Here is a 22,531-nt window from a genome sequence, read left to right as displayed (position 1 = left end):
GGCACGGCCGTCACGTCAGCAGTACTGCGCCTGCTTGCCTATCGACCGGTACATGCAGTCCGCGTTCTCCAGGAGTTGGAGTACCGCGTCGCGGTTCCTGCTGGTCTCGCGGGCTATGAGTGAGCCCGACGGGTAGAAGCCGCCCTGCGCGCTCGTCCTCGGGTACATCTCGTAGGTGTAGCTGAAGATCTTGTGCGTGCCCCACAGCCAGTCGGGGATCGAGCCGTCCGTGATGTACAGGGCGCTGGACTGCTGCGCCGTGTAGCCGTTGCTGGCGGCCATCTTGCGGCCGACCGTCGCGAAGGCGTCGCGGTCGTCGGCGGTCAGGCCGGTGCCGGTGGTGGCCGTGGTGTAGCCGTACGGCCACATCACCAGCTCGCTGTAGGTGTGGAAGTCGATCGCGGCCTTGATCTGCTGCACCCCGCCCACGACCCGGCTTCGGACGAAGTTCGCCACGACCTTCACCTCGGGCGCCGACTCGGCCGCCGTGCCCCGGTACGTCTCCGAGGAGAAGCTGCCGGACGAGCCGCCGCAGCAGCCCCAGAGGTACGCCCAGTTGCGGTTGAGGTCCGTACCGACGGCGGTGGAGCCGGAGTTGGGCTGGCGGTTCTTGCGCCAGCTGCGGTACGAGCCGGTGGCGATGTCGTACTCGCCGCCGTCCGGGTTGAGGTCCGGGATGATCCAGATCTCACGGGTGTTGAGGAGTGTGGTGACCCGGGAGTCGGTGCCGTAACCGGAGGTCAGCTCCTTGAGCAGATACAGCGCCATCTCGACGGTGAGGTGCTCGCGCGCGTGCTGGTGGTGGGTGAAGAGGACCTCGGGCTCGTTCTCGTCGACGGCCACGTTGCGGCTGATCTTGATGGCGACGATGTTGCGGCCCTCGTACGTGGTGCCGATGACGCGCTGGCTCGCGATGGTGGGGTTCGCCGCGATGACCGAGTTGATCTCCGTCGTCATCTCCGCGTAGTTGTGGTACGCCGAGTCCGAGGAGGGGAAGTCGGCGATGGAGACCTCGCCGTCGGCCCTGCGGTCCGGGGGGCCGCCCAGCGGGGTCGCCTCGTAGCCGAGTGCGCTCAGCTTCGCGACCTGCGCGGGGTTGGCGGAGACGACCACGGACTCGCTGTCCGTCTCGTCGATGGACACGCCGGTGGAGGCGACTTCGGTACGGGTCGCCGGGGTCGAGTGCAGGTGGATCTCGTACTGCTCGATGTCCTCGGTGGTGTCGGGCCCGACGGCGGCGGTGGTGGTGCCGGACGCGGCCTGCTGTAACGGGGAGGTCGAGTCGCTCTGGGCGGCAACGGCCGTGAGGCCGAGGGCCAGGGCCACGAGGGCGGCGAGGGGGCCGGTCCGGCCGCGACGGGTGTGGCGGGTGTGGCGGGTGCGTTTGGTTCCGCTCCCTGTGGTTCCGCTTCCTGAGGGTCGGAGGCGCATGAGTTCTCCTGTGTAGGGGGGAGCCATCCTGAGGGTTATGTCATGGTCAGGTCAAGAGTGCCTCGGGTCTGCCTGGTCCGCCCCGGAATTCGTCGCCGCCCTCGCCGTGCTGCAATAGAAGGACCGCCCTGCTGGGACGGGACGGGACGGGACGCGGCGAGGGCGGAACGACGGGCAACGACGGGCAACGACGGGCAACGACGGGCAACGACGGGCAGGGAGTACGGGCGTGGACGTCCAGGGCACGGTGGATGCGGGCTTCGAGCCGGTTAGGGACGCGTTCGCCGGGAACTTCGAGCGGCTCGGTGAACGGGGCGCGGCGGTCGCCGTGTACCGGGACGGCCGCAAGGTCGTCGACCTGTGGGCGGGTACGCGCGACGTGGGCAGCGACGTGGGCAGCGATGCGGACGGCGATGCGGACGGCGATGCGGGCGACGATGCGGGCGGTGACGTGGGCAGCGACACGGGCGTAAGTGCCCCCTGGGCGCTCGACACCGCGCAGATCGTCCGCTCGGCCACCAAGGGCATCGCCGCCGCCGTACCGCTGCTGCTCCACCAGCGCGGCCAGATCGACCTGGACGCCCCGCTCGGCACGTACTGGCCGGAGTTCAAGGCGGCGGGCAAGGAGCGCGTACTCGTCCGGCATCTGCTGTCGCACCGCGCCGGTGTGCCCGTGCTCGACCGGCCGCTCACGCCCGCGCAGGCGATCGACGGCGTGTCGGGGGCGCGCGCGCTCGCCGCGCAGGGGCCCGCGTGGGAGCCGGGCACCGACCACGGTTACCACGCGCAGACCTACAGCTGGCTGCTGTCCGAGCTGGTCGCACGGGTGACGGGCCGGTCCATCGGCCGCTGGATCGCCGAGGAGATCGCCCGGCCGCTCGGGCTCGACTTCTGGGTCGGGCTGCCCGCCGAGGAGGCGCACCGGGTGGGCCGGATCGGCCCGGTGACGGAGCCGGCGGCCGTCGGGGGCGCGCTGCGGCTGCGGCCGAAGCGGTCCGTCTCGGCGGCGTACGGCGACCCGGGGTCGCTGACGCGGCGCGCGTTCGGGGTCATCGACCCGCTGCCGGACGAGAACGATCCCGCGTACCGCGCGGCCGAACTCCCCGCGTCCGGCGGCATTTCGACGGCCCGCGCGCTGGCCCGCTGCTACGCGGCGATGATCGGTCCCGTCGACGGGCACCGGCTGTTCGCGCCCGCGACGCTGACCCTGGCCCGTACGGAGGAGTCGGCGGGCCCCGACCGCGTCCTGGTCGTCCACACCCGCTTCGGCCTGGGCTTCATGCTGCACGGCCCGGCGGCGCCGCTGCTGGGGCCGGGCTCCTTCGGCCATCCGGGGCGCGGCGGCTCGCTCGGCTTCGCGGACCCGGAGACGGGGATCGCGCTGGGGTACGTGACGAACGGGATGCGCAAGGGCGTGACGGCGGACCCGCGCGCGCAGGCGCTGGTGCGGGCGGTACGGAGCGTGGTGGCGCCGGAGGGCGGGGCGACGCCGGAGGGCGGGGCGACGCCGGAGGGCGGGGCGGCCTGAGGGGCTATGGGCTCCGGCTCGGTGTGAGGCCGTCCCGCTCCTCCGTACCTACAAGTACTCCTACAAGTACTCCTACGACTACTCCTGCGACGCCGGGACCCGGGGGTTGCTGACCGGCTCCACGTTGGTGAGGTCCAGCGCCGGCCGCAGCGCCTTCGCGAGCCGGACCGCGTCGCCGACCGCCCACACATGGATGAAGAACATCCGCGGGCTCTCGGTGAGCCCGTGGTTGTGCAGCTCCACCAGGCCGATACCGCCGCGCAGCAGCGCCTTGATGACCCCCTGCACCTCCGAGGCGATCAGCGCGAAGTCCCCGCTGAGCGCGGCCCGTCCGCCGCCCAGTGGCTGGAAGATGAGGGCGGAGATCGAGCCGAGTCCCGTCGGCAGCACCATGCCCTGGTCCACGATGGGCTCGCGGCGGGCGAAGGTGGCCTTGGCGACCTCGCCGTCCCGGCCGATCTTGGTGCGCAGCGCCGCGTTGATTCCGTCGAGGTCCAGATCGAGCGGTGGCGGCGGCACCGGGTCGGTGTGCGGCGGGCTGGCGGTTTGGTCCAGTGCCGCCCGCATGCCGCGCGCGAGGGCCACCGGGTCCTTGCTGTGCGCGTGGACGTGGATCCACCAGACGTCGGGCTGGTGGGCGGGCAGATGCTTGTGCAGCGAGGTCTGCGAGATCCCGTGGTCCTGGAGCGCGTTGAGCACCCCGGGCACCTCGCTCTCGGTGATCGTCAGATCGCCCATGAGCAGCACCTCGTCGCCGGGGTAGCGCACGAACGCGATGTGCGACCCGAGGGCGAGCGACGGCGACACGGGGACGCCGTGCGCGCTCAGCCGCAGGTCCCCGCGCGGGTAGCGGGTGAAGTAGGCGGTGTTGTTGTTCCCCAGGGTCCCCGGCCGGCCCAGCTCCGCCGCGACGCCCCGCCAGTACGCCTCGGTGCTGGGTACGGGCCGGACCGGCTCGGTGCCGTGGCCGGGATCGCCGACGCGTGGCGGCTCAGCCGATGCCGCCGATGCTCTGGCGGTAAGGAGCGGTACTCCGGCGAGTACGGGGGCCAGCGCGGCGGCGGTGAGCAGGGTGCGCCGGGGCGTTGTGTCCCGCATGGGTGTATTCATATTATTTTGCACCTCCGGGAGGAGATGAGAACACGAAGGTGCCGGTGAACCTCCGACGACACGTCAGCCCGCGTGCAGCATCAGTCCGATGCCCACCACCATCAACCCCGCCGCCACCATCCGAGGCCCGCCGAAACGCTCCTTGAAGAAAACCGTCCCGATGGCGGCGCCGACGATGATCGACGACTCCCGGAGTGCCGAGACCGGGGCCAGCGCCGCCCGCGTCTGGGCCCACAGGACCAGGCCGTACGCGAACATGGCGAGCACCGCGCCGAGAAGGCCGAGCCCGGCGTGCCGGCGCAGTTCCGGCAGGAGCGGCCCGCGCCGGATCCACAGGGCGTACGCCGGGATCACGGCGCCCTCCAGGATCATCAGCCAGGCGATATAGCCGAGCGTGGAGTCCGCGTTCCGTACGCCGACGCCGTCCACGACGGTGTACGCGGCGATCGACAGCCCGGTCGCGAGGGCGGCCAGCAGGGCGGGCCAGTGCGGTGTCGCCCTGGGCTCAGCTCCCGGCTCCGCCCTTGAGGTCGTCCCGCTGCCCCGGATCCCCCACAGCGCCAGTCCCACCAGCCCCGCCGAGGCGACCGCGACCCCCGTCGCCTGCCACGCGTCCAGGGACTCGCCGACGAAGGCAGCGGCGGCCACCGTCACCACCAGCGGCGCCGTACCCCGGGCGATCGGATACATCTGGCCGAAGTCACCGAGCTGGAAGGAGCGCATCAGCAGCAGCTTGTAGGCCACGTGCACCACGCCCGACACCACCAGATACGGCCAGGCCGCCGCGGCCGGGACCGGTGTGAAGCAGGCCAGGACCGCGCCGATTCCGGCCGCGCCGCCGCCGATCAGGGTGAACGCGACCAGTTTGTCGGGGATGTTGTGCGCGATGGCGTTCCAACTGGCGTGCGTCAGAGCGGCGATGAGGACGGCCGCGGCCACCAGCGGTGTCATCTGCCTCCCCCCGTCAGGCTCTTACCCCGCCCGGCCTACCCCCGCCCGGCCTACCCCCGCCCGGCCTACCCCCGCCCGGCTTACCCCCGCCCGGCTTACTCCCGCCCGGCTTACCCCCGCCCGGCTTACTCCCGCCCGGCTTACTCCCGCCCGGCTTACCCCCGCCCGTCCCTTACCCTCCCGCGCCCAGCACCGCCGCCACCACCGGGCCCGCCGCGTCGCCGCCGTGGCCGCCGGCCTGGACGACGGCCGCCGCCGCGACATCGTTGCGGTAGCCGACGAACCAGCTGTTCGAGGTCTCCTGGCCGTCGACCTCGGCGGAGCCGGTCTTCGCGCCCTTGTCGCCGCTCAGCCCCGACATCGCGTTGGCGGCCGTACCGGAGGTGGCCGTGATGACCATCATCCGGCGCAGCTGGTCCGCCACATCGAACGGCAGCGAGCGCGCGGCCGTGGCGATCTCCCGGCCGTCCAGCTCGGGCGCCACGATGACGGGCTGCTTGAAGGAGCCGTTCTTGGCGGTGGCCGTGATCGACGCCATGTTCAGCGCGTTCATCTGTACGGTGCCCTGTCCGATGTACTGCGCCGCCGCTTCGCCGCCCACGGTCTCCGGCACACTGCCGTCGAAGGTCGGGATGCCCGTCTTCCAGTTGTCGAGTCCGATTCCGAAGACGTCCCGGGCCTCCGTCGCCAGCGCGGAGTCGTCCCTGACGTCGTCGATCAGCTTGATGAAGGCGGTGTTGCAGGAGCGCGCGAAGCTCTCCGAGAAGGGCCTGTTGTCGAGCGAGAACCCGTTCAGGTTCTGGAATCCACGGCCCTGGTACGACGCGTTCGGCGGGCACTCGGCCGGCCGGTCAGCGGCGGCCAGGCCCTTCTCCATCAGCAGCGCCGCGGTCACGATCTTCATCGTGGAGCCGGGCGCCTGCTTGCCGAGCAGCGCCGCGTTGAAGCCGTCCGCGCGGTTGTTGGCGATGGCCAGGATCTCGCCCGTACTCGGCTGGACGGCCGCCACCGACGCCTCACTGAACTGCTTCACCGAACGCTCGGCGGCGGACTGCGCGTTCGCGTCGATCGTGGTCGTCAGCCGGCCCGGCGTGCCCTCGGAGAGCTTGAGCAGCGTCTCGGCTGCCCGGCCCGTACCGCTGCCCGCACCGCCGCCGCTGCCCGTACCGCTGCCGCCCGTACCGCCGTCACTGTCGTTCCGCAGCATCAGCTCGATGCCGGGCGCGCCGCCGGACGACTCGCCGTACCGTTCCCGCAGTTCGTCCAGGACCGGCCCGAGGGACGGGTACTTCTCCTTCGTCAGCTCCACGCCATTGCGGTCGACGGCCTCGATCTGAGGGGCCGACGCCTCGCTCGTGACGAGCTGGTTGGTCTTCGTCAGCCGTGGGTGGATCACCGACGGCGACCAGTCGACCAGCGGCCGGCCGGTGGTCAGCCCGCGCACCACCGTCAGCTCCGACGTATACGTCCAGGGCGCGCTGAGCCCGCCGAACTCGACGGTGGCGCGGACGGTGAAGGGGACCTTCGTGCCGAACGCCTGCCCCGGGGTGATCTCCGCCCGGGTGACATGCGCCTGCTCGCGGTAGTCGTTGACGACCGTCGCCGCCGCGTTCGGGTCGTTGGTCAACTGGGCCACGGTGGCGCCGTCGTCGCCCTTCGCCCAGGAGGCGAGGAAGTCCCGGCCGGCCTTGTCGACCTCCGCGGCGGTCAGCGGCGCGGTGCCGGCGTCCCGTGCCGAGGAGACGGACGAACCACCCGTGTCCGTACCGCCGCCGGTGATCCCGTCGTACACGTTGTACGCGCCGTACCCGACCCCACCCGCGAACACCAGAAAAACTCCGCCGATCACGGCGGTCTTCGCTCCACTGCGCATGAGTGCGGTCTCCCCTCCCCAGTCCCCAGGTGGCCGCACTCTACGGGACCGCCGCGACCCCCGGGGCGAGAGCCGCCGGACTGCGACGCGGCCCACACCTCACACCCAGGTATCCAGCCACATACGCGCCCGCCACGAGTCGATCGGGATCGGTGTCCCGGTGTACAGCGGCCAGAAGTAGATGAAATTCCAGATGATCAGCAGGGTCAGCACACCCGCGCCGACCGCGCCGACCGTCCTGCGGCGCTCGTCGGAGCCCGGCGGGCCGATGATCGCGCCGAGCAGCATGGCCACCGCCAGACAGAGGTACGGCACGAAGAGGACGGCGTAGAAGAGGAAGATCGTCCGCTCCTGGTACATGAACCAGGGGCCCCAGCCCGCCGCCACCGCGCACGCGATCGCGCCCGCGCGCCAGTCGCGGCGGAAGAGCCAGCGCCACAGCACGTAGCAGAGCGCGAACGCGGCCGTCCACCAAAGCAGCGGGGTGCCGATCGCCAGCACCTCGCGCGCGCACTTGCCGGCCGTCGTCGCCGGGCAGCCGTCCGTACCGGCGGCCGGGTCCTCGTAGAAGTACGAGACGGGGCGGCCCAGGACGATCCAGCTCCACGGGTTCGACTGGTAGGTGTGGCCGGAGGTGAGGTTGATGTGGAACTGGTAGACCTCGTACTCGTAGTGCCACAGGCTGCGCACCCAGTCGGGCAGCCAGGTGAAGTGGCCGCCCTGGCCCTGGCCCGCCGTCGTCGCCCAGTTCCGGAAGTACCCCTTGTCGGTGACGATCCAGCCGGTCCAGGACGCGACGTACGTGGCGATCGCGACCGGGACCGTCGAGACGAAGGCCGGCAGAATGTCCCGCTTCAGCACCGAGGCGTACGGCAGGCGCGCGCCCGCGACGCGGCGGGCGCCGACGTCCCAGAGCACCGCCATGACCGCGAAGGCGGCCAGCATGTAGAGGCCGTTCCACTTTGTTCCGAACGCCAGCCCGAGCATCAGCCCGGCGCCGATCCGCCACGGCCGCCAGCCGAGCCGCAGCCGGTCCGCGACGGTGGCGTCCGGGCGCAGCAGGCCCTCCTCGTCCACCGGCAGGGCCGCCGCCAGTCTGCGCCGGGCCCAGTCGCGGTCGATCAGCAGACAGCCGAACGCGGCCAGTACGAAGAAGGACAGCACCAGGTCGAGCAGCGCGGTCCTGCTCATCACGAAGTGCAGCCCGTCGACGGCCAGCAGCGCGCCCGCCAGACACCCCAGGAACGTCGACCGGAAGAGCCGGCGCCCGATCCGGCACAGCATCAGCACCATCAGCGTGCCGAGCACCGCCACCATGAAACGCCAGCCGAAGGGGTTGAACCCGAAGAGCTGCTCACCGAGGCCGATGACCCACTTGCCGACCGGCGGATGCACCACATAGCCGGGGTCGGACGGCACGGGCACCGACGACGGGTCCTTGAGGATCTGCTTGTCGATGTCCTTGGGCCAGCTGCCCTCGTAGCCCTGGTTGATGATCGCCCAGGCGTCCTTGGCGTAATACGTCTCGTCGAATATCACCGCCTTGGGGCTGCCCAGGCGCCAGAACCGCAGCACCCCCGCGACCAGCGCCACCAGCAGCGGCCCGCCCCACGCCGACCAGCGGACGATCCGGTCCGCGAGCGCGGGCGACACCCCGAGGACGGCCCACAGCCGTTCCGAGGGCCTGGTGTACGGCGGCACGAGCCGTTCGCGCAGCCCGGTCACCCGCCGGGGGGCGTGGCCGAATCGGCGGAGCCGCTGGGGCCATGAGGGCGGCTTGTCCCCGGCGTCGTGCCCCTGGAGGGGTGTGGGCGCAGTACTCGTCACCGCGCCATCGTAGGGAACGCCGCTGTGCGAGGGGCGCGTCGCGTCCTGCGAGGATGGCGGATGTGACGGAAATGCTCGGAACTCACGGACCTCAAGAACCCCACGAAGCACGCGAAGCGCGCGATACGGACGGCGCGGACGGTACGGATAGTGCGGACGGTGCGGATAGTGCGGACGGTACGGACGCGTCGTACGTCGTCGAGGAGGAGTGGACGCACCGCGCCGACGTCGCGTACCGCGCGGACGGGGCTGCCGGCACGCTCGTGCTCGCCGGGACGCCCATCGGCGATGTCACGGACGCGCCGCCCCGGCTCGCCGCCGAGCTGGAGACCGCCGATGTGATCGCCGCCGAGGACACCCGGCGGCTGCGCCGGCTCACGCAGGCGCTCGGGGTACGGACCCGGGGCCGCGTCGTGTCGTACTTCGAGGGCAACGAGAGCGCCCGTACCCCCGAGCTGGTCGAGGCGCTGGCCGGTGGCGCGCGGGTGCTGCTGGTCACGGACGCGGGCATGCCGTCCGTGTCGGACCCCGGGTACCGGCTGGTGGCGGCGGCCGTCGAGCGGGACATCCGGGTCACCGCCGTGCCCGGACCGTCCGCCGTACTGACCGCGCTGGCGCTCTCCGGGCTGCCCGTGGACCGCTTCTGCTTCGAGGGCTTCCTGCCGCGCAAGGCGGGCGAACGCCTCGGCCGGCTCCGCGAGGTCGCGGGCGAGCGCCGCACCCTCGTCTACTTCGAGGCGCCGCACCGGCTGGACGACACCCTCGCCGCGATGGCCGAGGTCTTCGGCGCCGGGCGCAGGGCCGCCGTCTGCCGCGAACTGACCAAGACGTACGAGGAGGTCAGGCGCGGCGGCCTGGGCGACCTCGCGGCCTGGGCGGCGAAGGGCGTACGGGGCGAGATCACCGTCGTCGTCGAGGGCGCGCCCGCCCCCGTACCCGGAGACGTGGACGCGGCCGAACTGGTGCGGCGGGTGCGGGAGCGCGAGGAGGCGGGGGAGCCGCGCAAGGAGGCGATCGTGGCGGTCGCCGCCGGGGCCGGGGTGCCGAAGCGCGAGGTGTTCGACGCGGTGGTTGCGGCGAAGAACGCGGCACGGGGCGTGGCGAAGAACGTGGCGAAGAACGTGGCGCCGACGGCCGGGGGGACCGGCGGGAACGGCAAAGGACCTTCTTGAAATGTAAAGCGCAGACCGTGCCGTGTGCCTTTTGCCGGGCTTTTGTGGCATGAGAAGGCCAAGACCCCTCCATTAATCGACAGGCCCGATGCACTCACGCCCGCAAAGGCGTCCACTGGGTCAGTGGAGAGGAGCTGGCATGAGTGAGATCACGGGCACCGCCGTCGCCCACGAGGCATATGCCTTTTGCTGCATGCACTGTGGACACGGCTGGGAGCAGTCTTTCGACATAACGCACTTCGTCGACGGCGCGGGCCGTAATGTCGTGGTGTACAAGGTGGACGGGGTACGGGTTCCGTCGCCGCTGTCGAGCCCGACCTGTGTCAACTGCGGGGGGCATGTCGTACGCATCATGAGGTCCGGACAGGTCTCGTCCGTCCTGGCGCTGACGCACGAGCAGCGCCACCCGGCGAAGACGTCCCGGGCGGGGGCCGAGGCAGCCGCGGCGGCTGCGGCGACCGCGACCGGGGCGACAGCGACGGCGGCGACAGCAACGGCGGCGGCGCGGCCGGCCGGGGAGCCCGGCGACGCGATATCCGGGGTGGCCGACGGCCACCACCACTGGCACCTCTCCGATCTGCTGCATCCGTTCCAGCACCGCCACCGCGGCTGAGACGGACCGGGACAGGACGGACCGAGAGGACGGACCGAGAGGACGGACCGGCTGAGACAGGCCGGACCGGCTGAGGCAGGCCGGTGGGAGCGGGCGCCGAGGGGCCCTCGTAGGATCGCTCCCATGAGTGCGAAGCAAGCCCCGCCGCCGCTGCCCGAGCCCCTCCGGGTGGCGGTCGCGGACGCGCACACCCACATGGACATGCAGGACGGCACCGTCGAGGAGGCCCTGGAGAAGGCCGCCGCGGTCGGTGTCACGACGGTGGTCCAGGTGGGGTGCGACCTGAAGGGCTCCCGCTGGGCCGCCGAGACGGCCGGGACGTACGAGAACGTGCACGCGGCCGTGGCCCTGCACCCCAACGAGGCGCCGCGCATCGGCCAGGCGCTGAGTGACGCGCTGGACGACGCGCTCGCCGAGATCGACCGGCTGGCCGTCCTGCCGCAGGTGCTCGGCGTCGGCGAGACCGGCCTCGACTACTTCAGGACCGGCCCCGAGGGCGTCGCCGCCCAGGAGTACTCCTTCCGCGCGCACATCGAGATGGCCAAGCGCCACGGCAAGGCGCTCGTGATCCACGACAGGGACGCGCACGCCGATGTGCTGCGTATCCTCGCGGAGGAAGGCGCGCCGGAACGCACGATTTTCCATTGTTATTCCGGTGACGCGGAAATGGCGGAGAAGTGTGCGACCGCCGGTTATTACATGTCCTTCGCCGGTAATGTCACATTCAAAAACGCTCAACCGTTGCGGGATGCGCTCACAATAGCGCCGCTGGAACTCGTTCTCGTGGAGACGGACGCGCCTTTTCTCACGCCGGCGCCCTATCGCGGCCGTCCGAATGCGCCGTACCTCATCCCGGTCACGCTGCGCGCGATGGCCGAGGTGCGCGGGATCGACGAGGACACGATGGCGCGGGCGCTCGCGGACAACACGGCGCGCGCGTTCGGGTACGGCGCCCCCGTAGGCTGAGCAGGTGAGCAGCACTGAGCCCGACGCCCCGGCCCCCGACGCCCCGGCCCCCGACGACATTGCCCCAGAGGCTCCGGCCTCCGACGCCCTGCTGGGCCCCGCGGAGATCCGCGAACTCGCCGCGGTGCTGGGCGTACGCCCGACCAAGCAGCGCGGCCAGAACTTCGTCATCGACGCCAACACCGTCCGCCGGATCGTCCGCACCGCCGGCGTGCGCCCCGACGATGTCGTCGTGGAGATCGGCCCCGGGCTGGGATCGCTGACGCTGGCGCTGCTGGAGGTGGCCGACCGGGTCACCGCCGTGGAGATCGACGACACCCTTGCGGGCGCGCTGCCCGCGACGATCGCGGCGCGGCTGCCCGCGCGCGCCGACCGCTTCGCGCTGGTGCACTCGGACGCGCTGCGGGTCACCGAGCTGCCGGGCCCGGCGCCGACCGCGCTGGTCGCGAACCTCCCGTACAACGTGGCCGTACCGGTGCTGCTGCACATGCTGGAGCACTTCCCCAGCATCGAGCGGACCCTGATCATGGTCCAGGCGGAGGTGGCCGACCGGCTGGCCGCCGTCCCGGGCAACAAGGTGTACGGCGTGCCGTCCGTGAAGGCCAACTGGTACGCGGACGTGAAGCGGGCGGGCGCGATCGGCCGCAATGTGTTCTGGCCCGCGCCCAATGTGGACTCTGGGCTGGTCTCGCTCGTCCGCAGGGCCGAGCCGGTCAAGACGACGGCGAGCAGGACCGAGGTCTTCGCGGTCGTCGACGCGGCCTTCGCGCAGCGCCGCAAGACCCTGCGGGCCGCCCTGGCCGGCTGGGCGGGCTCGGCACCGGCGGCGGAGGCGGCGCTGGTCGCGGCGGGGGTGTCGCCGCAGGCGCGCGGCGAGTCGCTGACGGTCGAGGAGTTCGCGCGGATCGCGGAGTCGAAGGGCGCGGGCGCGTGAGCACGGAGCGGGGGCGGGGGCAGGAACCGGCGAAGGTGCAGCAGCGGGAGCAAGAGCTGAAGCCGCAGCGGGTAGGGGCGCAGGTGCAGGGGCCGGAACGCGTACGCGTACGGGTCCCGGCCAAGGTCAACGTCCAGCTCGCGGTGGGCGCCGCCCGTCCCGACGGCTTCCACGACCTGGCCAACGTCTTCCTCGCGGTCGGGCTCCACGACGAGATCACCGTCACCCCGGCCGACACGCTCCGCGTCACCTGCGCGGGCGCGGACGCCGCTCAGGTCCCGCTCGACGCGACGAACCTGGCCGCCCGCGCGGCGATCGCCCTGGCGGAGCGGCACGGCATCGAACCGGCCGTCCACATCCACATCGACAAGGACATCCCGGTCGCGGGCGGCATGGCGGGTGGCAGCGCGGACGGCGCCGGTGCCCTGCTGGCCTGCGACACACTGTGGGGGTTGGGCTCCTCGCGGGACGAACTGCTCGCCATCTGCGCCGAGTTGGGCAGCGACGTACCGTTCAGCCTGATCGGTGGCGCGGCGCTGGGCACAGGCCGGGGCGAGCACCTGACCCCGCTCGATGTCGGCGGTGGCTTCCACTGGGTGTTCGCGGTCGCGGACGGCGGCCTCTCCACACCGACGGTCTTCCGCGAGTTCGACCGCCTCACCGAGGGGACGGACGTCCCGCCCCCGGCCGCCGACCCCGCGCTCCTCGCCGCGCTCCGTACGGGCGACCCCGTCGCGCTGGCGGCGACCCTCGCCGGCTCCAACGGCCTCCAGCCCGCGGCCCTCGCCCTGCGCCCGTCCCTGGCGGACACCCTCGCGGCGGGTACGGCGGCGGGCGCCCTGGCGGCGCTGGTCTCCGGCTCGGGCCCGACGACGGCCTTCCTGACGAAGGATGCCGACTCGGCAACCACCGTGGCCGAGGCGCTGACCGCCTCGGGTACGTGCCGTACAGCCAGGGTGGCGACGTCCCCGGCGCCCGGCGCGACGGTGGTGTGAACGAACCGAACGCGGGAACGGCGCCGGCCGCGCCCGGGGGAGTGGTGCGTGATCCCCGCCCGGACGCGGCCGACGTACGTACTGCCCGACGCGCGTACTGCCGAAGTCTCCCTGCTTCAGTCGCCTACTTCAGCAGGTACGCCTTGATGATCGTGACCTCGTAGCTGTTGCCGTTCTTGTCGACGACCTTCGCCTTGAGGGAGACCGACGTCGCCTTCTTCGGGTGGCTCAGCTTCAGGCTCTTCTTGCCGTCCTTCGCGGTGGTGACCGGAGCCTTGGCCCACTTCTTGCCGCCGTCGTAGGAGACCTGCACGGCAAGGGACTTGAGGCTCTTCCTGGCCGCGCCCTCAATGGTCAGCGGCACGGTGAGCTTCTTGCCGGCCGAGGCCGTGCTCGCCAGGCTCAGCTTCGGGCTGAAGCGGAGCGAGGAGAGCGGCAGCGTCGCCCTGTCGTTACCGGAGAGCTTCTTCGTGGTGAAGTTCCAGGTCGCGACGAGACGGGTGGTGACCCCGGCGACCGTGGTGGAGCGCGTCGCGTCCGTGGTGACCCGCGCCTTGGCCGCCTTGTCGGGCGGGCCCTCGAACAGCCCGCACATCTCGCCCTTGAAGTCGGCGATCTTCTTGCCGTCGACGGTGACCGAGGACCGCTGCTTGGCGACCGCGGAGACGCCGAGGTGCCCGGCGCCGTCCGAGAACTGCGGCACGCAGAAGAACAGCAGGTTCCCCCACTGCTCGTAGGTGGTGAAGCGGCTGCGGTTCACCGAGGGGGCGAACACCCCCACGTTGTAGGTCAAGTTGTATGTCTTCTTGGCCTTGTACGCCCTGCTCGCCGTGTCGTTGAGGTACAGGCTCGGTTCGTTTCCGCTGCCCTGGGTGACCGATACGTCCCAGGTGTAGCCCTTGGGCGCCGAGACATAGGTCTTCGCCGTACGCGGGAACGAGAAGGTGCCCGTGGTGGCGCTGAACCCGGTCTCGCCCCTGCCGGTCCAGCCGACGGAGACGGAACCCTTGCGGTTCTTGGCGGAGGATCCGATCTTGACGTTCAGCAGCGCCAGTTCACTCTTGGCGGCCTTGTGGGTGAATCCGCTGAACATTGAACCCGGGCGGGGGTAAAGGAGGTTGTAGCTGGTGCTGCCCTTCACCCACTGGCCGCCGATCTCCGCGACGAACTCCTTCGCCGGCAGCCCCGCGCCGACCTGGAGGGTCCTGATCCCGGCGAAGGAGCCGGCGATCCAGCCCCTGCCGTACTCGATCGCCGGCCGGTACAGCGTGTAACTCACGGACGCCTGGGCGAACTTCGCGGAGTCCGGCGCTGTGATCTTGATGGGCTTCGCCTTGCGGGCGTCGAAGGTGTACGTGGCCTTCTTGGTCACCTTGGCGTTCGGGTGGACGATCACCGCCAAGTCGCCCTTGGGGGTGATCACTTCGGCGTCGAACAGATAGGAGCCCTTCGGCACGCGGACCTTGGCGGTGCCCTTGATGTTCCAGGAGTCCCACAGGAAGTCACCGGAGTGGCTGATGACATTGATCGCGGCGGAGGCGGACTTCCCCTTGGCGTCGATGAACTTCATTGTGAGGTCGTACGACTCGACCTCACGGACGGCGATGAAGGCGGTACGGACGCTCTGGCCGCCGTCGGTGGCCTTGGCGACGACCGCACCGGTGAAGGCGCCGTCCACACTGCCGACCGAGGTGTTGCTGACCAGTGTGACGCTTGCCGTGCCCCCGGCGGGGACGGTGATCCGCTGGGCGCCGAGGGTGAAGAAACCGGCCGCGGCGGGCTTGCCCTTGGGGCCGGCGATCTCCAGCGACAGATCGAGGGCGACCGGGGCCGTACCGGCGTTGGCGTACGTGATCTTCTTGGTGACCGGCTTGTCGTTGGTGTGCGGCCACGGCTTCATGCCGAAGTCCAGGGCGGTCTGCTCACTGACGACGGTCTGGGTGATCGCCTTCGTCAGATCGACGCGGCCGGTGCCCTGCTGGTTCGGGGTGAGCCCGGCGGTGGGCTTGGCGGAGGAGGCCAGCGCCTGCTTGATGCGCTGCCCGGTCCAGTCGGGGTGCTGCTGGGCGAGGATCGCGGCGGCGCCCACGACATGCGGCGTCGCCATGGACGTACCGGACAGCGATACGTAGCCGTCGGCGGCCGGTTCACCGATGAACCCCTTGGCGGCCTTCGCGGCCACGATGTCCACGCCGGGTGCGGTGATGTCGGGCTTGAGCGCGCCGGTGACCGTCGGGCCCACGCTGGAGAAGACGGCGAGCTTGTCCTTGCGGTCGACGGCGCCGACGGTCAGCGCGGAGGCGGCGCTGCCCGGGGAGCCGATGCTCCGGGGGTTGGGGCCCTCGTTGCCGGCGGCGATGACGAAGAGCACGCCCGTCGTGGCGGACAGCCGGTCGACGGCCGCAGTCAGCGGGTCGTTCTTTCCGGCGTCGGGGCCGCCGAGGCTCAGGTTGGCGATCCGGGCGCCCTGGTCGGCGGCCCACTGCATGCCCGCGATGATGCCGGAGTCGTTGCCCCCGCCGGAGTCGTTGAGGACCTTGGCGTCGATGATCTTCGCACCGGGCGCGACGCCCTTGTACTTCCCGCCCGACTTGGCGCCCGAGCCGGCCAGGATGGACGCGACGTGCGTGCCGTGGCCGAAGTGGTCGACGATATTGCCGGAACCGGAGAAGTCCTTCTGGACGATCTCGGCACCCTTGAGGTCGGGGTGCGTCTGGTCGACCCCGGTGTCCAGGACCGCGACCTTCACCCCCGTACCGTCGAAACCGGCCTGCCACGCGGCCGGCGCGCCGATCTGCGGCACACTCCTGTCCAGCAGCGCCTTGCGCTTGCCGTCCAGCCACACCTGCTCGATCCCCGGCGCCACTTCGCGCCCCTCGACGCCCGGGTCACCGGGCGCGGTGAGCGCGTGCCAGACATCGGCGGTGTCGTCCTTGGGCGCGGTGAGCGCCTCACCCCGGACGGCGGGCAGATTACGGCGTACGGAGACATCCGCGTCCGCGATGGCCGCCTTCGCCCGCGCCTTCTGCTTCGCGTCCTTCGCGTACGACACGATCAGCGGGAGCGAAGCCCGGTGCGCGTCGTCGTACTCGGCCTTCAGCAGGCCCGTCACATCGAACAGTCGCCGGTCCAGCTTCCCCTGCGCGACCAGCGCGGCGGCGTCCGCCGGCACGACGTAGGTCGCGCCACCGTCCCGCCGGACCGATACCCGCACCCCTTCCCGCCCCTCGGCAGCCTCCACCCGGCCCACCCGGCCCTTGGCGTCGACGTGGACGCGGTCACCGGTGATCAGGGTCACGACGGTGGTCGTCAGCGGAGCGACTCCCCCAACGCGGCTTGCGGCGGGGTCCGTTGCTCCGGCGGCCGGGTCCGCCGCTGTGGTTGCCGCCGGGGTTGCCGGGGCGAACCCGGTGGCGAGCCCGGCGGTGAGCAGCGCCGCGACCATGGCGGCGCCGGCTCGCCTGCTGTTGCTGCTTCTGCTGCTACTTCTGCTCTTGTCCCTGCTCCTGCTCCTGAACAACTCGTCCCCCCAGGATGAGTGCACACCGTGTTGCCCGTCCGTGCACACCACCAACTGGGTTGCCTAGCTCAATAGTTGGCAGGGCCTCGTCGGGCAGTCGTCTTGGACGAGGAGATGAGCCACGGCCCCGGATGGTTCCCACCGATCCGCCCCATTTTTCCGGAACCATTGCCTCCGGGGGTAGCGATCTGCCCGCCGCCTCATGACCGGGCGGCCGGGTCGAACGAATGGCACTGTCCGGCCCGGCCAACCGTGGTGGCGTTGGCTACCCCGGGGCGCCTGTCGAACTCGGGGGAGGAGGCGTGTTGTAGCTACCAGGATCCCATTTTCCGGTAGCAGAGATCTTCGTGGTCAGTTCCCCGTCGGACGTGAGATCGAGCATGACCCCAGACCCACCCGGCTCGCCGCACACATCCGCTCTCTTTTTCGGCAGCACCGTGATCGACCGGTCGATGGCCGGCTCTTTGGCACCCGAAGGGAAAACACGAAGGCGAATTTTCATCCGTGAACCCGCGGAATCCTCCGGGATGTCCACGCTCAGCCTGACGATATCTTGCGAGGCCGGCTTCTCGCGTACGCAGGAATCGCCTGCGCAGAGCTCGGCCGTCGCGCCGTCGAACTGCGGATGTTCGGCTTCGAGCCAGCGTACCGTCGCACTCGAAGGGGCGGGTTCGGCCGCGCAGCTGAGTGTGGACGGCGCGCATCCGACGGCCAGCGGGATGAGCAGGGCCGCAGTCGCTCCAATGAGGGATTTTCTCACTTCTTCATCACTCCGCCCGGCAGTGCGGTTTCAGCAAGTGCGATGTCCGTGAAGATCACCCTGCATTTGTCGAACCATCCGTCGCAGTCTTTGTACCCGAGAAGGTTTACGCAACCGGCACCGGATATGATCCCCTTGGCCTGGGCGCGTCCGTTCTTCTTTACGGTGTAGACCGGCCCGCCGGAGTCTCCGCTGATGACACATTTTCCCGAGGTTTTCGTGGCGACGGTGACATTTTTGGCAACTGTTTTGTCGTATTTGACATTCGCTTTTGTTTCCGTGACCTTCCACCCGCACACCTCACCGCTCCTCGCGCCTCCGGTGCAGAGTTTCTGGCCCTTCTTGGAACGGGTTGTCCATCTCCCGTCCACGCGGCGGGTGGATTTGCTGCTCGTCCCGCCCTTGAATATCTTGGCCGATACTGAATACTTGTTTGAGTATACCTCCATGAGGGAGAGGTCGCCGGACCAGTACTTCTGGCCGGACAACTTCACCGACCCGGTTGAATTATTCCAGTTGTCGATTACCACTTTTCCTACGGTGAGGCCGGAGTTGTAATTGTTGAAATATGCGTTGAGTGTGGTGCAGTGACCTGCTGTGAGCATGTACGGGGCGCCTTTGTATGTCCAGGAGAACCCAGTGGTGCAGAAGCCTACTTGCTCTCCGAACTTATTGGTCGGCGCGAATATCGCGCCACCCTTGTACGGGGTTGAATCACTCTTTCGTCCTGCAGTAGCGTCGAGATTCTCGATTTCGGGGGAGACGCGAATAGCTACGGCGTCGGAGCCGTAGCGATCCCCCAGGGAGTCCGCGAGACTGCTGTCGGCCGTACTCCCGGTCACTATCACGCGGTTGTGCTCGGCATCGACGTGAGATGTGACTAGGGGGGAGACTCCAGGAATGTCCTCTTCGTCCAGCATGAGGATTTCCTCGGCGATGGAGTCGAGTTCGCCCTGGTTGTATCGGGTGAGGAAGCTGACAGGTGCTATTTCACCGCTGGTTGTTGAGTCTTCTTCGGGCTCTTCCGTGTCTTCTTCATCGTCGGCCCCTTCATCTTCCTCTGTGCTCTCTTCGTCGTCGGATTCCTCAATTGAGGAGTCTCCTGAACCCTCGTCGGTGGAGATATCGGTGAGGACAATGGTCGCAGTGGCTTCCTGTTGCGCTTCCTTCTCCGTTACCGGGGCGACGATTTCTCCGGTCTCGGCGTCGAGATAGGGAGGAGCGAAGGTATCGGGAGACTCTTCCGCGCGCTGTTCGGCGATATCGAGAGCCGCAGTTTGGAGCGCCGTGGGCTCTGATATGTCGCGGTAGTCTCCCTCTCCGTCGAGCACGGGGACACGGTTCAGTAGCACTTCGACCGCATCCGAAGGGGCCGGGGAGTTGGAGCCGCTGAATGTGGTGCGCAGCTCGATCTTTCCGTCAGTGAGTGCGCTTGTGTCCCACACCAGTTCGGGAGTCATTTCCTCGGTCATGGCGACGGGCCATGTGACTGCCGAAGGGGAGCCGGCGCGCGCGACGCGGTTGGTGGGGATGGTGGTCCACGTTCCGGTGCTGCCCCGACGGTACTGGAACGTGGCGCCCGTGATGGTGCTCGGTCCCTGAGCCGCCAGAGTGACCTTGTAGCCGATTTCTTCACCGGTCAGCGGTTCGGTGAGACCCGCGGTTCCCACGTGGAAGGTATACGTGGTCGGATCCGACGTGTTGCCGGCGCGGTCGGTGGCGGTCACTGTCAGCAGATGGCTGCCCTCCGTGGAGGGTGTCAGTTCGAGTGCGGTGGTCGCGCCGGTGGTGGAGCGCGTGACCGTTGCGGCGCGGTCAAGGGAGTAACTGATCCGCGCCAGGCCCTTGTCGGCCGAGGTGACGAGGAATGACCCCGGAACATCGGCGTCGCCGGTCCATGAGTCGTCGGGGTAGTCGGGGGAGACGACGGTGGGGGCGTCGGGCGGAGTGGTGTCGACGCTGAAGCGGTAATGGGCGGTGGGACCCCAGTTTCCCGCCGCGTCCACTGCTCTTACGTGCAGATACCAGGTGCCCTCGGAGTGGTTGCCGGTGACGCTTCCGCTCGTCGAGTTGACAGCGGCGGCGGGAACGGTGGCCGTCGAGGCGTCAACCGTGTGGCTGTAACCGGCGGCCGATCCGGTGGTGCTCCAAGTCGCCTTGAATGCACTGGATTTGTAGGCACCGGTCTGGTCGGGATGCGTGCTGGAGGTGATCGTCGGCAGGAGGGCTTGAGCGGAGTCGGCGACGAAGGAGAAGTGGGCTGCGGTCGACGACCAGTTGCCCGCCCTGTCCCTGGCCCGTACGTGCAGGTACCAGGTGCCGTCGGAGGAGACCGTGGTCGAGTACGTCGTAGCGCTCTGGGTGGTGCCGGTCGTGGGCGGCAGTGTGGCGGAGCTCCGGTCGACGACGACCGTGTACGTGGCAGCGCCGGAGAGGTCGGCGGGGGCCGTCCAGCTGAAGGATGCCGTGCGGCTGGCGTAGGTGGCCTCGCTCAGCGGATGGCTGGAGGAGACGACACTGGGGGCGCCGGGTGGCGTGGTGTCGATGTTGAAGGCGAAGTGCCCTGTGGCGGACCAGAGTCCGGCCTTGCTCCGGGCGGCTGCGTGAACGTACCAGGTGCCGTCGGCCTTGTCCGTCGCGGACACGGCCGCGGTGGACTGGGTGACGGTGGTTCCCGCAGAGGTGGCCGGAGCCCGGTCGATCTTGACCGCGTAGCCGGAGATTCCGCTGACGCCCGTGGCGGTGAGGGCACCGCTGAAGGTGCCACTGGAGTACCAGTCGGCGTTGCTGCTGTGGCTGGTGCTGGTGACCTTGGGAACGGTCGGAGCGGCGGTGTCCACGGTCAGGGTGTTCCAGGAGGACCATGCGCTGGACAGGTCGGTCCCGTCGTAGGCTTTCGCCCGCCACTTGTAGGCACCTGTGGCCAGGGTTCCTGTGGTCCAGGAGGCTGTGGTGCCGGAGACCACGTACTTGGAGTTGCCCTTGGTCTGCCGTGTGGTCAGGGCGCTGTCCCACACCTCGAAGGCGTAGCGGATGTCGTCTCCGTCCGCGTCGGTGGCCTTGGCCTTGAACGTCGGGGTGGCGCTGCTGGTAGCGGTGCCGGATTCCGGTGAGACGAGTGTGGCGGTACTGGGATACGAGTTGTAGGTGACACTCAGCTTGGGACGCTGGGAGGCAGTGGAGTACTTCGAGGAACGGTACCGGCGCCAGGTCAGGGAGTCGGTCTCCGAAGCGCCCGCGATCCGCAGGCCGTGATTGGCGGTGCCGTCGGCCCATGCCTGGGCAATGGTGTCGATGGCGAACGTCATGGTTCCCGCCGGGCAGGACGACGAGTAGCCGAGTGCCGCCGTGTTCGTCACCGCTCCGGTGGATGTAGTGGAGGGCTGGTCCGACCAGGTGACGGCGGAGGCCGACCAGGCGGAGGTGATCCTGCGGACCTGGGTGCCGGCCCCTGAGGTGGCGCAGGTCGAGGAGTAGTAGGAGTAGAGGGACAGGTCGGCGTCGATGATGTGCTTGCCCTTGAAGGCGGACACGTCGAACTTCAGGTAGGACCGCGCTTTGGTGGTACCCGTGTTGTATGTGCCCGACTTCAGCTCGGTTGAGGAGACCTGGGAGTCGGTGTAGTTGGTGGCGACCCAGGTGTCGGTGGTGACCGAGAGAGTGGAGGTCGGATCGACCGTGACGGGGTAGGTGGCGTTCGCGAAGAATTCGGCGTCCGGTGTCAGGACGAGCGTCTGAGACCCGTCTCCGGCGGTCCTGACCTCGGTGGCGACGGGCGCCTGGTGCGCGGATTCACCGGACGCCCGGTCCGTGGAGGAGTCCCACATCATCGGCGCGGGGGCCTCGGCGACCAACTTGCCGGCGGTGTCCTTGAGGAGCAGGTGCCCCGAGTCGGCCTGGGACAGGGTCAGCCCGTCGAGGTTGAGCGGGATCCGGTAGGTGACCGGGCCGCTCGGTTCCTCATGCAGAACGACGTTCTGAGAGAAGCCCTGGGAGAGGGCGGTGACGGTGAGGCGCTGCCCGTTGCCGAGGTTGTAGAAGGCGGTGTCGTCCTTGACCGTCGGGGTGGGGAGCTTGGTCTCCCATCCCATGCCGAAGGATTTGTCGCCCCGGGACACCGACGCGAGGTCGGTGCCGCCGCCATCGGAGACCACTAGGTCCACCGGGACGGTACGAGGCTCCAGGCCGGCGTCGGTGCCTATCAGGTCCGTGTCGATGTCAGACCAGCCGCCTCCCTTTCTCTTGAGCCGGACTTGGCTGGCGAACGCCTGTGTGGTGAAGGAACCGTCAGGATTGGCGAAGAGGGAAGTGTCTTCCGTGCGGGCGTCGAGAATCTCGATCGGCCGGTCCTGCATCTGCGCCAGCACTCGGGCTGTGGCCTCGTCGTCGGCCTCGGCCGGGCCGTGGTCGACGGGTGAAGCCGCCACAGGGGGCTCAGGGGTTTGGGCGCCTTCGTCCGCCGGCGCCTGCCCGGCGAAGACGACAAGACTGGACACCGCGAGTGCCAACACCGTTGTGGTGGCTGTGAGTTGTGCGGGCCGGGGTCTCCATCTGGAAGATGGCGCTTTCACTTATATGCCTCTCGTTATGGCTATCGACGAGTTGGTCATCGAATAGCTCGATTGCCTGATGTGAGGATTCTGTATGCATGACGCGCATAAGTCGATCTTGTAATGGGTCGGGTTGGGCCGGGCCCGGCGCTGTGCGATGTCCTGCGGGTCAGGGCGGTTTTGAGTGGTGTGTGTGGGTGGCGGAGGTTGTTGGGATGGGGGCCGCCCCTCCTGCTGTGAGTTTCGCGTCTCCGTGCCAGGTGTAAAGGGCGCTCCTAACGTCGCGTCGGCTTCGCCGATT

The 22,531-nt window shown here is 69.5% G+C and carries 14 protein-coding genes; 6 read left to right on the top strand and 8 right to left on the bottom strand.

Annotated features, from left to right (window positions below; genetic code table 11):
* Positions 1–15: 15 nt before the first annotated feature.
* On the bottom strand, positions 16–1,431 hold the full coding sequence (locus AB0389_RS18365; protein ID WP_366396446.1) for a M14 family metallopeptidase: 1,416 nt from the start codon (positions 1,429–1,431) through the stop codon (positions 16–18).
* Positions 1,432–1,660: 229 nt separating this feature from the next.
* Here AB0389_RS18365 and AB0389_RS18360 point away from each other — a divergent pair, with 229 nt between their 5' ends.
* A complete protein-coding gene (locus AB0389_RS18360; protein ID WP_366396445.1) occupies positions 1,661–2,959 on the top strand; it encodes a serine hydrolase domain-containing protein in 1,299 nt (432 codons plus the stop codon).
* A 78-nt stretch (positions 2,960–3,037) separates the two neighbouring features.
* Here the strand turns inward: AB0389_RS18360 and AB0389_RS18355 are convergent, their stop codons facing one another.
* The 4 genes from AB0389_RS18355 to AB0389_RS18340 all read right to left on the bottom strand — a co-directional run bounded on the left by AB0389_RS18355 (position 3,038) and on the right by AB0389_RS18340 (position 8,720).
* Positions 3,038–4,057, bottom strand: a complete 1,020-nt coding sequence (locus AB0389_RS18355) for a DUF1259 domain-containing protein (protein WP_366396444.1) — start codon at positions 4,055–4,057, stop codon at positions 3,038–3,040.
* A gap of 75 nt (positions 4,058–4,132) precedes the next feature.
* The gene (locus AB0389_RS18350; protein WP_366396443.1) at positions 4,133–5,020 is read right to left on the bottom strand and encodes a DMT family transporter; all 888 of its coding nucleotides are present in this window, start codon (positions 5,018–5,020) and stop codon (positions 4,133–4,135) included.
* 172 nt (positions 5,021–5,192) lie between these two features.
* Positions 5,193–6,893, bottom strand: a complete 1,701-nt coding sequence (locus AB0389_RS18345; protein WP_366396442.1) for a penicillin-binding transpeptidase domain-containing protein — start codon at positions 6,891–6,893, stop codon at positions 5,193–5,195.
* Between the two features lie 99 nt (positions 6,894–6,992).
* Complete coding sequence (locus AB0389_RS18340; RefSeq protein ID WP_366396441.1) at positions 6,993–8,720, bottom strand: phospholipid carrier-dependent glycosyltransferase; 1,728 nt, start codon at positions 8,718–8,720, stop codon at positions 6,993–6,995.
* Between the two features lie 71 nt (positions 8,721–8,791).
* Between AB0389_RS18340 and rsmI the strand changes: the two genes are divergently transcribed.
* From rsmI to AB0389_RS18315, 5 genes are all read left to right on the top strand, one after another.
* Positions 8,792–9,892 (top strand): 16S rRNA (cytidine(1402)-2'-O)-methyltransferase, encoded by a 1,101-nt coding sequence (gene rsmI / locus AB0389_RS18335; protein WP_366396440.1) that lies wholly within the window; start codon positions 8,792–8,794, stop codon positions 9,890–9,892.
* Positions 9,893–10,031: 139 nt separating this feature from the next.
* Positions 10,032–10,505: a hypothetical protein gene (locus AB0389_RS18330; protein WP_366396439.1), complete on the top strand. Its 474-nt coding sequence runs from the start codon at positions 10,032–10,034 to the stop codon at positions 10,503–10,505.
* A gap of 123 nt (positions 10,506–10,628) precedes the next feature.
* The gene (locus tag AB0389_RS18325; protein ID WP_366396438.1) at positions 10,629–11,471 is read left to right on the top strand and encodes a TatD family hydrolase; all 843 of its coding nucleotides are present in this window, start codon (positions 10,629–10,631) and stop codon (positions 11,469–11,471) included.
* 58 nt (positions 11,472–11,529) lie between these two features.
* On the top strand, positions 11,530–12,405 hold the full coding sequence (gene rsmA / locus AB0389_RS18320) for a 16S rRNA (adenine(1518)-N(6)/adenine(1519)-N(6))-dimethyltransferase RsmA (protein ID WP_366396516.1): 876 nt from the start codon (positions 11,530–11,532) through the stop codon (positions 12,403–12,405).
* Positions 12,406–12,488: 83 nt separating this feature from the next.
* Entirely contained in the window at positions 12,489–13,400 is a 912-nt protein-coding gene (locus AB0389_RS18315; RefSeq protein WP_366396515.1) for a 4-(cytidine 5'-diphospho)-2-C-methyl-D-erythritol kinase, read from the top strand.
* 124 nt (positions 13,401–13,524) lie between these two features.
* On the opposite strand, the gene AB0389_RS18310 is transcribed toward AB0389_RS18315, so the two are convergent.
* The 3 genes from AB0389_RS18310 to AB0389_RS18300 form a co-directional block, all read right to left on the bottom strand.
* Entirely contained in the window at positions 13,525–16,845 is a 3,321-nt protein-coding gene (locus AB0389_RS18310; RefSeq protein WP_366396437.1) for a S8 family peptidase, read from the bottom strand.
* Positions 16,846–17,185: 340 nt separating this feature from the next.
* Positions 17,186–17,680 carry a hypothetical protein gene (locus AB0389_RS18305; protein ID WP_366396436.1) on the bottom strand — a complete coding sequence of 165 codons (495 nt, stop codon included), beginning with the start codon at positions 17,678–17,680 and terminating at the stop codon, positions 17,186–17,188.
* Positions 17,677–22,176, bottom strand: coding sequence for a DNRLRE domain-containing protein (locus AB0389_RS18300; RefSeq protein ID WP_366396435.1), 4,500 nt, complete (start codon positions 22,174–22,176; stop codon positions 17,677–17,679). Before AB0389_RS18300 ends, AB0389_RS18305 begins: the two co-directional genes overlap by 4 nt.
* Positions 22,177–22,531: the final 355 nt, after the last annotated feature.

This window comes from Streptomyces sp. NPDC093109 (assembly GCF_040701725.1).
Classification (GTDB): Bacteria; Actinomycetota; Actinomycetes; order Streptomycetales; family Streptomycetaceae; genus Streptomyces.
Note: the sequence above shows the minus strand (reverse complement) of the source record. Positions and strands in the feature narration are given on the sequence as shown.

What these genes read in the sequence shown, in the direction of transcription:
- AB0389_RS18350 (WP_366396443.1), bottom strand. Translation starts at nt 5,020, where the DNA reads ATGACACCGCTGGTGGCCGCGGCCGTCCTCATCGCCGCTCTGACGCAC.
- AB0389_RS18365 (WP_366396446.1), bottom strand. Translation starts at nt 1,431, where the DNA reads ATGCGCCTCCGACCCTCAGGAAGCGGAACCACAGGGAGCGGAACCAAA.
- AB0389_RS18355 (WP_366396444.1), bottom strand. Translation starts at nt 4,057, where the DNA reads ATGCGGGACACAACGCCCCGGCGCACCCTGCTCACCGCCGCCGCGCTG.
- AB0389_RS18325 (WP_366396438.1), top strand. Translation starts at nt 10,629, where the DNA reads ATGAGTGCGAAGCAAGCCCCGCCGCCGCTGCCCGAGCCCCTCCGGGTG.
- AB0389_RS18310 (WP_366396437.1), bottom strand. Translation starts at nt 16,845, where the DNA reads ATGGTCGCGGCGCTGCTCACCGCCGGGCTCGCCACCGGGTTCGCCCCG.
- AB0389_RS18330 (WP_366396439.1), top strand. Translation starts at nt 10,032, where the DNA reads ATGAGTGAGATCACGGGCACCGCCGTCGCCCACGAGGCATATGCCTTT.
- AB0389_RS18345 (WP_366396442.1), bottom strand. Translation starts at nt 6,893, where the DNA reads ATGCGCAGTGGAGCGAAGACCGCCGTGATCGGCGGAGTTTTTCTGGTG.
- rsmI (WP_366396440.1), top strand. Translation starts at nt 8,792, where the DNA reads ATGCTCGGAACTCACGGACCTCAAGAACCCCACGAAGCACGCGAAGCG.